Here is a 12,228-nt window from a genome sequence, read left to right as displayed (position 1 = left end):
CATGGAACTCAGTCTTTTTTTGTCGATGTTAGGTTTTCTCTGGGTCGCGGCCATCACGCCGGGGCCCAATAATATGTTACTTACGGCCTCAGGTGCTAATTTTGGCTTTCTGCGCACGCTACCGCTGCTTATTGGTATCATGCTGGGTATGCAGGTGATGTTGCTGATGGTGGCATTTGGCATTGGCGGACTGATCCTGCTCTATCCGTCGCTGCATCTGGTACTGAAGATTGCCGGCAGTCTCTATCTGCTCTGGCTGGCGTGGAAAATCGCGACGGCCGCCTATGAGACGCTGGAAACCGAAGACCGTTCGGTAAAGCAGATGCCGTTCTGGCAGGGCGGACTGCTGCAACTGATCAATCCTAAAGCCTGGCTGATGGCGCTGGGGGCGATAGCGAGTTTCAGCCTGGCAGGAGCTGCCTATCAGCACTCTGTGGTTGCGATCAGCATGGGCATGGCGCTGGTGAATCTGGTATCCGGCCTGATCTGGATGGGATTTGGTTCACTGATTGGCCGCCTGCTGCATAGCCCGCGTGCCTGGAAGCTGTTCAACCTCGCGATGGGCGCACTGACCGCTGCCTGTGTGCTGCTGATCTGGCGCTAGATTAGCTGGATGCGCGCTCCAGACGCTGCCAGGGCAGGACTTCATGCACAATGGCAGCATGCGGCTGGCGAATGCGGTTCAGCAGCAGCTGTACGCTGCGGGCGCCCATCTGATTCATCGGCTGCGCAATGGTGGTCAGCGGCGGATTCAGGCTGCTGGTAAACGGAATACCGTCAAAACCTACCACGGCCAGATCCTCCGGAACGCGCAGTCCCGCTTCGAGCGCGGCGTGAATAACGCCAACGGCCAGCACATCTGACACGGTAAAAATGGCATCGGGCGGAGAGGGCTGTGCCAGCAGCGCATGCAGCGCGGCGCTGCCCGCTTCGCAGGAGATATTCTCCGCATACGCCACGCGATCCCACGTCATATTCAGCGCCTTCAGCGCCTCGCGGTAGCCGCTCTCACGCTGATGCGAATAGAGATAGCGCATGTCGCAGTTGACCAGCGCAATCTGTTTTCGGCCCTTTCCGGCCAGGTAGCGGACCGTCTCAAAGGCCGCCTGCCGGTTATCAATAGTCACGCTGGATGCATTAATAGAGGGATCGTATTCAGCACACTGCACCCACGGCGCATCACCAATCAAATCTTTCAGCCCCTGCAGACAGGCGGCGGCATCCATTGTGATCACGCCATCGACGACCTTGCCAGCCAGCAGCGCCAGATAGGCGGTTTCACGCCGCAGCTGAGAGGCGCTGTTGCAGAGCAAAATGTGATAGCCCTGCGTCTCCGCCTCCGCTTCAATCCCCTGCACAACGCGCGAACAGAAGGGGTTGGTAATATCTGAAATCAGCACCAGCAGCATGTTGCTTTGCGCCGTGCGCAGCTGGCGCGCCAGCAAATTAGGCTGGTAGTCGCACGCGCTGATCGCTGCCAGCACTTTACTGCGCGTATCGGGACGCACGCCGGGATGCTGGTTCAGAACCCGGGAAACGGTAGCTTTTGATACGCCCGCCAGGTGCGCGACTTTTTCGATGGACATGGAGATAACAACCGCTATTCAGGTGATGAAATCAGGTAGAGATCAATAACACAGTAGCGATGTGAGCGCCTGACAAATTTGTCACCGTTTCTGTCCGGCCTATTTGCTTTTTTTGCATAGCCTTGCCTGATGTTGATCTAAGAACTGATTGGCATGAGGGATAATTTTTAATTCCTTTATGAAACTTTCACCGCTGGCGACACTGCCGTCATAACTTCACTTCGGGGAACAGGATGATGGCAATGCAAAAAACAATAATCTCGCTGGCAGCAGTACTGGGACTGATAGCGTTTCAGGCACAGGCAGTCAACGTCACCGTGGCGTACCAGACCTCCGCAGAGCCTGCCAAAGTCGCTCAGGCGGATAACACCTTCGCCCGTGAGAGCGGAGCAACCGTGGACTGGCGCAAATTTGACAGCGGCGCCAGCGTGCTGCGTGCGCTGGCGTCCGGCGATGTGCAGATTGGCAATATTGGCTCCAGTCCGCTGGCGGTCGCTGCCACACAGCAGCTGCCGATTGAAGCGTTTCTGCTTGCATCACAGCTGGGTAACTCCGAGGCGCTGGTCGTGAAAAAAGGGATCAGCGATCCGAAACAGCTCATCGGCAAACGTATTGCCGTACCTTTCATCTCCACCACGCATTACAGCCTGCTGGCGGCGCTGAAGCACTGGGGCATTAAGCCCTCACAGGTGCAGTTAGTGAACCTGCAACCGCCTGCGATTGTTGCCGCCTGGCAGCGTGGCGATATTGACGGCGCGTACGTCTGGGCCCCGGCCGTTAATGAGCTGGAAAAAGAGGGCCATGTGCTGACCGACTCCTCGCAGGTGGGACAGTGGGGCTCACCAACGCTCGATGTCTGGGTGGTGCGTAAAGATTTTGCGCAGCAGCATCCGGAGGTGGTTACTGCGTTTGCCCGCAGCGCCATTGATGCACAGCAGGCCTATCTCGCCCAGCCCGAACAGTGGCTGAAGCAGCCGGATAACCTGAGCAAGCTGTCGCGCCTGAGCGGCGTACCGGAAGGGGATGTGCCGGGTCTGGTTAAAGGCAATACCTATCTGACGGCGCAACAGCAGGTTGAGCAACTCGGCAAGCCGGTGAATAAAGCCATTGTTGATACCGCGCACTTCCTGAAAGAGCAGGGGCGGGTGCCGGAAGCGGCCAGCGACTACAGCAGCTTTGTGACCACCCGCTTTGTTGCACCTTTAGCGAAATAACGGAGGCCATATGCTCAGCATCACGCATCTCAACGCACGTTACGCCGGTCAGCCCGCGCTGCAGGATATCAACCTGCAGCTGGATAGCCGTGAATTGCTGGTGGTGCTGGGTCCATCCGGCTGTGGCAAAACCACGCTGCTGAACCTGATTGCCGGTTTTCTGCCGCTGGAGTCCGGCAGCATTACGCTGGATGGCAAAGCGGTGACCGGGCCAGACGCCAGCCGCGGCGTGGTGTTTCAGCATGAAGGGCTGCTGCCGTGGCGCAACGTGATCGATAACGTGGCATTTGGCCTGCAGCTGGCCGGTATGGCAAAAGCGGAACGTCACGCCGTTGCCAGCCGGCTGATTCGCAACGTCGGGCTGGAGGGGGCAGAAAAGCGTTTTATCTGGCAGCTCTCCGGGGGGCAACGTCAGCGCGTGGGGATTGCGCGTGCGCTGGCAGCCGATCCGCAGCTGCTGCTGTTAGATGAGCCCTTTGGCGCGCTGGATGCGTTTACCCGCGAGCAGATGCAAACCCTGTTGCTGACGCTGTGGCGCGACACCGGCAAGCAGATTCTGCTGATTACCCATGACATTGAAGAAGCGGTGTTTCTGGCCAGCGAACTGGTGCTGCTGTCGCCCGGACCGGGACGCATAGTAGAGCGGCTAAAGCTCAATTTTGGTCAGCGCTTCGCGGATGGCGAACCGTGCCGCAGCATCAAATCCGATCCGGCGTTTATCGAACGTCGTGAATATGTGCTGAATCAGGTGTTTGCCCGGCGGGAGGCGTTTGTATGAGTGCAGTTATTGATGAGAAACGCGGTACAGCGCGCACCCGCGGCCTGCGCTGGCCGCTGTCACGCCAGCTGTCGCTTAGCCTGCTGAGCATCGCGCTGCTACTGCTGGTGTGGTGGGGCGTGACGGCGCTGGGGCTGATTGCGCCGCTGTTTCTGCCCGCGCCGCAGCAGGTGCTGCAGAAACTGCTGCTGATTGCCAGTGCGCAGGGCTTTATGGACGCCACGCTGTGGCAGCATCTGGCCGCAAGCCTGACGCGCATGCTGGTGGCGCTGTTTTTTGCCGCGCTGATTGGTATCCCGACCGGCATTGCGATGGGACTGAGCCCGGCGCTGCGCGGGCTGCTCGATCCGCTGATTGAGCTTTACCGGCCGGTGCCGCCGCTGGCCTACCTGCCGCTGATGGTGATCTGGTTTGGTATTGGTGAAACCTCAAAGATTTTACTTATCTATCTGGCGATTTTTGCGCCGGTGACGCTGGCCACGCTGGCTGGCGTGAAAAACTGCCGGCAGGTCCGCGTGCGCGCGGCACAGGCGCTTGGCGCATCCCGCTGGCAATTGCTGCGCTTTGTGATCCTGCCGGGCGCGCTGCCGGAGATCCTGACCGGTCTGCGTATCGGGCTGGGCGTCGGCTGGTCAACGCTGGTGGCTGCAGAGCTTATCGCTGCCACGCGGGGCCTGGGGTTTATGGTGCAGTCGGCAGGAGAGTTTCTTGCTACGGATGTGGTACTGGCGGGTATCGGCGTCATTGCCGTTATCGCATTTAGTTTAGAAGTGGGTCTGCGCGCGCTGCAACGCCGCCTGACGCCCTGGTATGGAGAGCAGCAATGAACGAACGTCTTACTTTTACCGCGCTGGGCCCCTGGATCGGTGCGCAGGTCAGCGATGTCGATCTCAGCCGTCCGCTGAGCGATGCGCAGTTTGAACAGCTCTATCACGGCCTGCTGCGCCATCAGGTGCTGTTTTTACGCAACCAGGTGATTACGCCGCAGCAGCAGCGGGCGCTGGCGGTGCGTTTTGGCGATCTGCATATTCATCCGGTCTATCCGCATGCGGCTGGCGTGGAAGAGATCATCGAGCTGGATACCCATCAGGATAATCCGCCGGATAACGACAACTGGCATACCGATGTCACCTTTATTGAAACGCCGCCGGCCATTGCTCTGCTGGCCGCGAAACTGCTACCGGAAAGCGGGGGCGATACGCTCTGGAGCAGCGGAATTGCCGCTTATGAAACCCTTTCTGAGCCGGTTAAGCAGCTGCTGAGCGGGTTACAGGCGGAGCACGATTTTAAGAAGTCATTTCAGGAGTATAAATATCGCCGCACGCCGGAGGAGCATCAGCGCTGGCAGCAGGCGGTGGCTAAGCATCCCCCGGTCCGGCATCCGGCGATCCGCACCCATCCGGTCAGCGGGCGTAAGGCGCTGTTTGTGAACGAGGGGTTTACCACGCGTCTGCTGGGCGTCAGTGAAAAAGAGAGCGACGCGCTGCTGAACTATCTGTTTGCGCACGCTACGAAGCCGGAGTTTCAGGTGCGCTGGCGCTGGCAGGAGAACGACATCGCTATCTGGGATAACCGTGTGACGCAGCATTACGCCAATGCCGATTACTATCCGGCGCGCAGGATTATGCATCGTGCGACGGTGCTGGGGGATGTGCCGTTTTAACGCGTTGCGGTGGTGAGCCAGGTCGGCATAAATGCCGCCCCTGCAGAAGAGAGAAAAGCTGCAGGGTCGGCATAGATGCTGGCCGCTAATTCGCCAGCATCTGTTCCAGCTGCTCCTGCGCATCCAGCCACGCCATTTCGACGTCTTCCAGCGCCGATTTGCTCTCTGCCTGGCGCTGCAGGGCGGCGGTTAAATCGGCTTTGCGGCTTTGATCGTAAATCGCGCTGTCGGCCAGCAGGGCTTCAGCCTCGCTCAGCTGACTCTGCCACTTAGCCATCTGCTTCTCCAGCTTCTCAATCTCTTTGCGCAGCGGCTGCGTCTGCGCGCGCAGCTCAGCATCACGACGCTTCTGATCTTTGCGCGACTGAGCGCTATTGGCATTATCCTGCTTTGGTGCGGCATCCTGCTGCGCCTGCTGCTTTTGCAGGTCGCTCAGCCACTGCTGATAATCATCCAGATCGCCGGCAAACACGTCCACTTTGCGGTCGTGGACCAGATAGAGATCGTCAGTGGTGGAGCGCAGCAGATGCCGGTCATGCGACACCACCACCAGCGCGCCTTCAAAGTCGATAAGCGCTTCGGTCAGCGCCTGACGCATGTCGAGATCGAGATGGTTAGTTGGCTCATCCAGCAGCAGCAGGTTAGGGCGCTGCCAGACGATGAGCGCCAGCACCAGGCGCGCTTTTTCGCCGCCGGAAAAACGCGCGGTGGCTTCGCTGACTTTATCGCCCTGAAAGCCAAAACCGCCCAGGTAATCGCGCAGCTGCTGCTCCAGTACGGCTGGCGCGATACGCGCCAGATGCTGCAGCGGTGACTCCTCGGCGCGCAGATACTCAAGCTGGTGCTGCGCGAAGTAGCCGAGCTTAATGCCTTTCGCCAGACCCACTTTGCCCTCCAGCGGATCGATCTCTCCCGCCAGCAGCTTGATCAGCGTAGATTTACCCGCACCGTTTCGGCCCAGCAGACCAATACGCGAGCCCGGCACCAGATTGAGCTTGATCGCGTCAAGAATAATGCGATCGCCATAACCCGCCGTGACCTTCTCCATTTTCAGCAGCGGATTGGGCAGGCTTTCCGGCGCGCGGAAGCTGAAGCTGAACGGGTTATCCACGTGCGCTGGCGCAATCAGCTCCATGCGCTCCAGCATTTTGATGCGGCTCTGCGCCTGTTTGGCTTTGGTCGCCTGGGCACGGAAGCGATCGATATACTTCTGCAGGTGCGCGACTTTTTCCTGCTGGCTTTGATAGAGCGCCTGCTGCTGCGCCAGTTTAGCGACGCGCTGTCGCTCGAAAGAGCTGTAGTTGCCGGTATATTCAATCAGCATCTGCTGCTCAATATGAATAATTTTATCCACGACCGGATCGAGAAAGTCGCGGTCGTGTGAGATCAGAATCAGCGTGCCCTCATAGCTTTTCAGCCAGCGCTCCAGCCAGATCACGGCGTCAAGATCGAGGTGGTTAGTCGGCTCATCCAGCAGCAGTAAATCGGAGCGGCACACCAGCGCCTGCGCCAGGTTGAGACGCATGCGCCAGCCGCCGGAGAAGTCGCTGACCGGCCGCATCAGCTGCTCCTGACTAAAGCCCAGACCGTGCAGCAGACTGGCCGCGCGCGCGTGTATACTCCACGCCTGAATCGCATCCAGCTTGCCGTGCAGCAGCGCAATCGCGTTGCCATCATCGCGCGCGTTGGCATCCGCTAATTCAGATTCAAGCTGACGATATTCGCGGTCGCCGTCGATAACATATTCCAGCGCGGCTTTACTCAGCGCTGGCGTCTCCTGGTTGACCCACGCCAGCGCCCAGCTGCCGGGGAAGGTGACGCTGCCGGCATCGCTGCTGATTTCACCTTTAAGCAGCGACAGCAGGGTGGATTTGCCGCAGCCGTTTTTACCCACCAGGCCCACTTTCTGGCCGGGGTTAATGGTTGCGGTTGCGTTGTCCAGCAGCACAGTGGTGCCGCGTCGTATCTGTAGTGCGGAAAAGACAATCATAGGCGCCGTGTCGTCAGAATATGGTAATTTATCGGCAACATAATTCGATAATGTTTAGTTGCGTTGAGCATGGTAGCGGAATTCCGCTGCGGTGACGACGCTTTGGAGGGGAAGGATGTCGCAGCCACCAAAAGTTTTGCTGCTTTACGCCCATCCGGAGTCACAGGATTCGATCGCCAATCGGGTTTTGCTGCAGTCGGCCAGGGAACTTGAACACGTCACCGTGCACGATTTATATGCGCACTATCCGGATTTTTTTATAGATATTCACTATGAACAGCAGCTGCTGCGCGACCATGAGATCGTCGTATTTCAGCATCCGCTCTATACCTACAGCTGTCCTGCCCTGCTGAAAGAGTGGCTGGATCGCGTACTGTCGCGTGGTTTTGCCAGCGGCGTGGATGGGAACGCGCTGGAGGGGAAGTACTGGCGCAGCGTAGTGACTACCGGTGAGCCTGAAGCGGCCTACCATCACGACGGCCTGAACCGCTATCCGATGAGCGATATTATGCGGCCATTTGAGCTGACGGCGCAGATGTGCCGTATGCACTGGATGACACCGATGGTGATTCACTGGGCGCGGCGGCAGACGCCTGAAACGCTGCGTCATTTTGCCCGCGCCTACGGCGACTGGCTCGCGTCACCACTGCCGCAGGGAGGAGTGTAATGCAAGGTGAAACGTTACTGACAGCGGGCGTCATCTATCTGGTGGCGGCGGTGCTGGTGGTGCCTGTTGCTGCCCGGCTGGGAATTGGTGCCGTGCTGGGTTATCTGCTCGCAGGTATTGCGATCGGCCCGTGGGGGCTGGGCTTTATCAGCGATGTGGATGAGATCCTGCACTTCTCCGAGCTGGGCGTCGTGTTTCTGATGTTTATCATTGGCCTGGAGCTGAATCCAGCCAAACTCTGGTCACTGCGACGCTCAATTTTCGGCGTCGGCGCGGCGCAGGTGATATTTTCTGCGGCGATCCTCGGTGTGCTGCTCTGGCTAAGTGACTTCAGCTGGCAGGCGGCCGTGATAGGCGGTATCGGTCTGGCTATGTCCTCTACGGCTATGGCGCTGCAGCTGATGCGCGATAAAGGAATGAACCGCAGCGAATCAGGACAGCTGGGCTTTTCGGTGCTGCTGTTTCAGGATCTGGCGGTGATCCCGGCGCTGGCGCTGGTGCCGTTACTCTCCGGCGGCGACAGCGGGCACGTTGACTGGCTTAAAGTTGCGATGAAAGTGCTGGCCTTTGCCGGCATGCTGGTGGGCGGCCGTTATTTACTGCGCCCTATTTTGCGCTTTATTGCCGCTTCCGGCGTCAGAGAAGTGTTTACCGCCGCCTCGCTGCTGCTGGTACTGGGCTCGGCGCTATTTATGGATGCGCTGGGCCTGTCGATGGCGCTGGGCACCTTTATCGCCGGGATCCTGCTGGCGGAGAGCGAGTACCGGCACGAACTTGAAGTGGCTATCGAGCCGTTCAAAGGGTTGCTGCTGGGCCTGTTCTTTATCTCTGTTGGTATGGCGCTGAACCTTGGCGTGCTCTATACGCATATCGTGGCTATTTTGATCGGCGTACTGGCGCTGGTGGCGATAAAAGCGCTGGTGCTCTACGTGCTGGCGCGCATTTACGGCCTGCGCAGTTCAGAGCGTCTGCAGTTTGCCGGTGTGCTCAGCCAGGGCGGCGAATTTGCGTTTGTCCTGTTCTCCGCCGCGTCATCCGCCCATCTGTTCAGCGGCGATCAGCTGCCGCTGCTGCTGGTCACGGTGACCCTCTCGATGATGACAACCCCGCTGCTGATGCAGGGCGTGGATAAGATTCTGGCCCGTCGCTTTAATGACAAAGACGACAGTGATGAGAAGCCCTTTGTTGAGGACGATCAGCCGCAGGTTATTGTGGTGGGTTTTGGCCGCTTTGGGCAGGTGGTAGGGCGTCTGCTGATGGCTAACAACAAGCGCATCACGGTGCTGGAGCGGGATATCTCTGCGGTCAGCCTGATGCGCAAGTATGGCTATAAAGTTTACTACGGTGACGCCACCGAGCTGGAGCTGTTGCGGGCCGCAGGCGCAGAGAATGCGCAATCTATTGTTATTACCTGCAGCGATCCCGAAGATGCCATGACCATTGTGCACCTCTGCCAGCACCATTTTCCGCAGCTGGAGATTCTGGCGCGGGCGCGCGGGCGCGTCGAGGCGCACGAACTGCTGCAGGCAGGCGTCACGCTATTCTCCCGTGAAACGTTCTCCAGTGCGCTGGAGCTTGGTCGCAAGGCGCTGATCTCTCTTGGCATGCATCCTCATCAGGCGCAGCGTGCGCAGCAGCATTTCCGCCGGCTGGATATGCGCATGCTGCGTGAGCTGATGCCAGGCCATGAGGACAGCGTGCAGGTCTCCCGCGTGCGTGAAGCGCGACGCGAACTGGAGGATATCTTCCAGCGCGAGATGCAGCATGAAAAGCGGCAGATAAATGGCTGGGATGATGAGTAAGCCGGCAGCCTGGGCTATTCAGGGCCATCGCTGCAATTTGCGGTGTGCAGGGTATACACTTAAGGTTTCCGTGAACAACAGGCGGGCAGGAAAAAATGCGTAAACGTTTTATCGCCGGTGCGGTCTGTCCGCACTGTCAGGAAAAAGACACCCTGGCCATGTGGCGCGAAAACAGTGTCGATGTGGTGGAATGCGTAAAATGCGGACATCAGATGCGCGAGGCCGATAAGCAGGCGCGCGATCAGATCCGCAGTAATGAGCAGGTGATCGGCATTTTTCATCCCGAGTAACGTGCCGGCACAGCTTTTTTTACGCTTAGACTTACAGTGGTGTTGAATTCCGTTACAATCGGCGCCACTGATGCTGAATGGTCTGCATATTCTGCAGGATAAAATCTGTTCAGCTTTAAACCTTTCTGGTTGGTTATTGCACGCAAAAATAGACCAATGAGACGGGATCCTTAGTTCTCAACGGTTAGGAGATATCATGAAAGTAGCAAAAGACCTGGTGGTGAGCCTGGCGTATCAGGTTCGTACCGAAGATGGCGTGTTGGTTGACGAGTCACCGGTAAGTGCACCGTTAGACTATCTGCACGGTCATGGTTCCCTGATTTCTGGTCTGGAAAAAGCGCTGGAAAATCACGCGGTCGGCGACAAGTTTGACGTGCATATCCCGGCAAACGACGCTTATGGCCAGTATGATGACAATCTGGTACAGCGCGTACCTAAAGATGTCTTCATGGGTGTGGATGAGCTGCAGGTTGGCATGCGCTTCCTGGCAGAAACCGACCAGGGCCCGGTGCCGGTTGAAATCACTGAAGTAGAAGATGAGCACGTTGTGGTTGATGGTAACCATATGCTGGCTGGTCAGAACCTGAACTTCAACGTGGAAGTGGTTGCTATCCGCGAAGCCACGGAAGAAGAGCTGGCGCACGGTCACGTGCATGGCGCAGATGGTCATCATCACGATCACGACCACGACCACGACCATGGTCACGGCGGCGGTTGCGGCTGCAACCACTAAGCGTTGCCGGTACAAAAAGGCCACCTGCGGGTGGCCTTTCTGTTTTCTGCTGCCGGCAGGTATTAATAATGCGGCGGAGGTGTCTCTTCCGACGGCGAAGCAACCATCGAGGGCGCTGCCGCTTTAACTTTGTCGACCAGCAAGCGGACATGTTCCCGCAGCCTGCTCATCTCCAGTTCATGTTCGACCACCGTCTGATTAAGCTGCTCAATGGTGTCTTCCTGAAAAGCCAGCTTGCTCTCCAGCGCTTCAAGGCGCCGATCCCAGTCTGTCTGTTGCATCGTTACTCCTCCTGTCATCGTACTGCGCATTGATATGAACCGGCGTGATTCTACGGCCTTTACGGTCAGAATCACCTGATATTTACCCGGCGTTTATCTCCTGCCATTGAATTTACCCGTAGCGCCTACATCTCAGATGAAACTTCCTGAAGCAAAAAAGGTCGGAGGTTAACCGGGTAATTACACTGCGGGAGTGTTCGTTACTGCCGCGTAAAGTTATAGTGTGGACCACTGTCCGCAATGATTCCCGAGGTTTGAAGCTTCGGTTTTGGAGAAAGGATGAAATCACTGTTTAAAGTCACATTGTTAGCTACCACTATGGCTGTCGCACTTAATGCACCGCTGGCGATGGCAGCAGAAACCGCTGCAGCTCCGGCTGACGCGGCGCAGGCTGCGCCACAGGCACCAAAAAATGCTGCTTTCAAAAACGAAGATCAGCAATCTGCCTATGCACTGGGTGCTTCGCTGGGTCGCTACATGGACAACTCTCTGAAGGAACAGGAGAAGCTGGGCATCAAACTGGACAAAGATCAGCTGATTGCTGGTGTTCAGGACGCGTTTGGCGGTAAAAGCAAACTCTCTGACCAGGAGATCGAACAGACTCTGCAGGCCTTTGAAGGTCGCGTGAAGGGTGCTGCTCAGGCGAAGCTGGAAAAAGATGCAAAAGAGAATGCTGACAAAGGCAACGCTTTTGCTGAAAAATTCGCGAAAGAGAAGGGCGTGAAGAAGACCGAATCTGGTCTGCTCTATCAGGTTGAGAAAGAGGGCAGCGGTGCCGCACCTAAAGATAGCGACACTGTTGTGGTCAACTACAAAGGTACGCTGATCGACGGCACCGAGTTCGATAACTCTTACACTCGTGGCGAACCGCTCTCTTTCCGTCTGGATGGCGTCATCCCGGGCTGGACTGAAGGTCTGAAGCACGTGAAAAAAGGTGGCAAGATCAAACTGGTGATCCCGCCGAACCTCGCTTACGGTAAAAATGGCGTACCGGGTATTCCGGCTAACTCAACGCTGGTGTTTGATGTTGAACTGCTGGATATCAAAGCAGCACCAAAAGCGGATGAAAAAGCACAGGCTCCGGCCGCTGCTGAGAAAAAAGCACAGTAATTGCTCTGTTCTGCCGCCTTCGGGCGGCAGTTCCCTCTGCATTCCCCCGCACGTTCAATTCCTGCTGCATATGTGCAAAGCTCTGGCTAAAGCGGGCGACATTTGCCAGACTAA

Annotated in this window: 13 protein-coding genes; 10 read left to right on the top strand and 3 right to left on the bottom strand. The window is 57.5% G+C overall.

Going from position 1 to position 12,228, the window contains the following annotated elements; translation table 11 throughout:
- Position 1 precedes the first annotated feature (1 nt).
- Complete coding sequence (locus LAC65_RS14725; RefSeq protein WP_039380881.1) at positions 2-604, top strand: LysE family translocator; 603 nt, start codon at positions 2-4, stop codon at positions 602-604.
- A gap of 1 nt (position 605) precedes the next feature.
- On the opposite strand, the gene LAC65_RS14720 is transcribed toward LAC65_RS14725, so the two are convergent.
- Positions 606-1,586, bottom strand: coding sequence for a LacI family DNA-binding transcriptional regulator (locus LAC65_RS14720; protein WP_039380878.1), 981 nt, complete (start codon positions 1,584-1,586; stop codon positions 606-608).
- A 233-nt stretch (positions 1,587-1,819) separates the two neighbouring features.
- Here LAC65_RS14720 and tauA point away from each other — a divergent pair, with 233 nt between their 5' ends.
- The 4 genes from tauA to tauD are packed head-to-tail and all read left to right on the top strand — an operon-like array spanning position 1,820 to position 5,241.
- On the top strand, positions 1,820-2,800 hold the full coding sequence (gene tauA, locus LAC65_RS14715; RefSeq protein ID WP_039380875.1) for a taurine ABC transporter substrate-binding protein: 981 nt from the start codon (positions 1,820-1,822) through the stop codon (positions 2,798-2,800).
- A gap of 10 nt (positions 2,801-2,810) precedes the next feature.
- On the top strand, positions 2,811-3,578 hold the full coding sequence (gene tauB / locus LAC65_RS14710) for a taurine ABC transporter ATP-binding subunit (RefSeq protein ID WP_039380872.1): 768 nt from the start codon (positions 2,811-2,813) through the stop codon (positions 3,576-3,578).
- Complete coding sequence (tauC, locus tag LAC65_RS14705; protein ID WP_039380869.1) at positions 3,575-4,405, top strand: taurine ABC transporter permease TauC; 831 nt, start codon at positions 3,575-3,577, stop codon at positions 4,403-4,405. The genes tauB and tauC overlap by 4 nt, the downstream gene beginning before the upstream one ends.
- On the top strand, positions 4,402-5,241 hold the full coding sequence (gene tauD, locus LAC65_RS14700; RefSeq protein WP_039380866.1) for a taurine dioxygenase: 840 nt from the start codon (positions 4,402-4,404) through the stop codon (positions 5,239-5,241). Before tauC ends, tauD begins: the two co-directional genes overlap by 4 nt.
- Positions 5,242-5,326: 85 nt before the next feature.
- Here tauD and LAC65_RS14695 read toward each other — a convergent pair whose 3' ends face one another.
- On the bottom strand, positions 5,327-7,231 hold the full coding sequence (locus LAC65_RS14695) for an ABC transporter ATP-binding protein (RefSeq protein ID WP_039380863.1): 1,905 nt from the start codon (positions 7,229-7,231) through the stop codon (positions 5,327-5,329).
- Between the two features lie 115 nt (positions 7,232-7,346).
- Between LAC65_RS14695 and kefG the strand changes: the two genes are divergently transcribed.
- The 4 genes from kefG (at position 7,347) to slyD (ending at position 10,723) form a co-directional block, all read left to right on the top strand.
- Positions 7,347-7,898 carry a glutathione-regulated potassium-efflux system ancillary protein KefG gene (kefG, locus tag LAC65_RS14690; RefSeq protein WP_039380859.1) on the top strand — a complete coding sequence of 184 codons (552 nt, stop codon included), beginning with the start codon at positions 7,347-7,349 and terminating at the stop codon, positions 7,896-7,898.
- A complete protein-coding gene (gene kefB, locus LAC65_RS14685; RefSeq protein WP_039380857.1) occupies positions 7,898-9,700 on the top strand; it encodes a glutathione-regulated potassium-efflux system protein KefB in 1,803 nt (600 codons plus the stop codon). Before kefG ends, kefB begins: the two co-directional genes overlap by 1 nt.
- A 95-nt stretch (positions 9,701-9,795) precedes the next feature.
- Positions 9,796-9,990, top strand: a complete 195-nt coding sequence (locus LAC65_RS14680; RefSeq protein WP_039380854.1) for a YheV family putative zinc ribbon protein — start codon at positions 9,796-9,798, stop codon at positions 9,988-9,990.
- 196 nt (positions 9,991-10,186) lie between these two features.
- Positions 10,187-10,723 (top strand): peptidylprolyl isomerase, encoded by a 537-nt coding sequence (gene slyD, locus LAC65_RS14675; protein ID WP_039380851.1) that lies wholly within the window; start codon positions 10,187-10,189, stop codon positions 10,721-10,723.
- Positions 10,724-10,785: 62 nt separating this feature from the next.
- On the opposite strand, the gene LAC65_RS14670 is transcribed toward slyD, so the two are convergent.
- Positions 10,786-11,004 carry a protein SlyX gene (locus tag LAC65_RS14670; RefSeq protein WP_039380849.1) on the bottom strand — a complete coding sequence of 73 codons (219 nt, stop codon included), beginning with the start codon at positions 11,002-11,004 and terminating at the stop codon, positions 10,786-10,788.
- Positions 11,005-11,283: 279 nt separating this feature from the next.
- Here LAC65_RS14670 and fkpA point away from each other — a divergent pair, with 279 nt between their 5' ends.
- Positions 11,284-12,114 (top strand): FKBP-type peptidyl-prolyl cis-trans isomerase, encoded by an 831-nt coding sequence (gene fkpA, locus LAC65_RS14665; RefSeq protein WP_039380847.1) that lies wholly within the window; start codon positions 11,284-11,286, stop codon positions 12,112-12,114.
- The last annotated feature ends 114 nt before the right edge of the window (positions 12,115-12,228 follow it).

This window comes from Pantoea eucrina (assembly GCF_020079945.1).
GTDB classification, from domain to species: Bacteria; Pseudomonadota; Gammaproteobacteria; order Enterobacterales; family Enterobacteriaceae; genus Pantoea; species Pantoea eucrina.
Note: the sequence above shows the minus strand (reverse complement) of the source record. Positions and strands in the feature narration are given on the sequence as shown.

Coding starts and splice junctions, on each gene's coding strand:
- LAC65_RS14725 (WP_039380881.1), top strand. CDS start 2: ATGGAACTCAGTCTTTTTTTGTCGATGTTAGGTTTTCTCTGGGTCGCG.
- LAC65_RS14720 (WP_039380878.1), bottom strand. CDS start 1,586: ATGTCCATCGAAAAAGTCGCGCACCTGGCGGGCGTATCAAAAGCTACC.
- tauA (WP_039380875.1), top strand. CDS start 1,820: ATGATGGCAATGCAAAAAACAATAATCTCGCTGGCAGCAGTACTGGGA.
- tauB (WP_039380872.1), top strand. CDS start 2,811: ATGCTCAGCATCACGCATCTCAACGCACGTTACGCCGGTCAGCCCGCG.
- tauC (WP_039380869.1), top strand. CDS start 3,575: ATGAGTGCAGTTATTGATGAGAAACGCGGTACAGCGCGCACCCGCGGC.
- tauD (WP_039380866.1), top strand. CDS start 4,402: ATGAACGAACGTCTTACTTTTACCGCGCTGGGCCCCTGGATCGGTGCG.
- LAC65_RS14695 (WP_039380863.1), bottom strand. CDS start 7,231: ATGATTGTCTTTTCCGCACTACAGATACGACGCGGCACCACTGTGCTG.
- kefG (WP_039380859.1), top strand. CDS start 7,347: ATGTCGCAGCCACCAAAAGTTTTGCTGCTTTACGCCCATCCGGAGTCA.
- kefB (WP_039380857.1), top strand. CDS start 7,898: ATGCAAGGTGAAACGTTACTGACAGCGGGCGTCATCTATCTGGTGGCG.
- LAC65_RS14680 (WP_039380854.1), top strand. CDS start 9,796: ATGCGTAAACGTTTTATCGCCGGTGCGGTCTGTCCGCACTGTCAGGAA.
- slyD (WP_039380851.1), top strand. CDS start 10,187: ATGAAAGTAGCAAAAGACCTGGTGGTGAGCCTGGCGTATCAGGTTCGT.
- LAC65_RS14670 (WP_039380849.1), bottom strand. CDS start 11,004: ATGCAACAGACAGACTGGGATCGGCGCCTTGAAGCGCTGGAGAGCAAG.
- fkpA (WP_039380847.1), top strand. CDS start 11,284: ATGAAATCACTGTTTAAAGTCACATTGTTAGCTACCACTATGGCTGTC.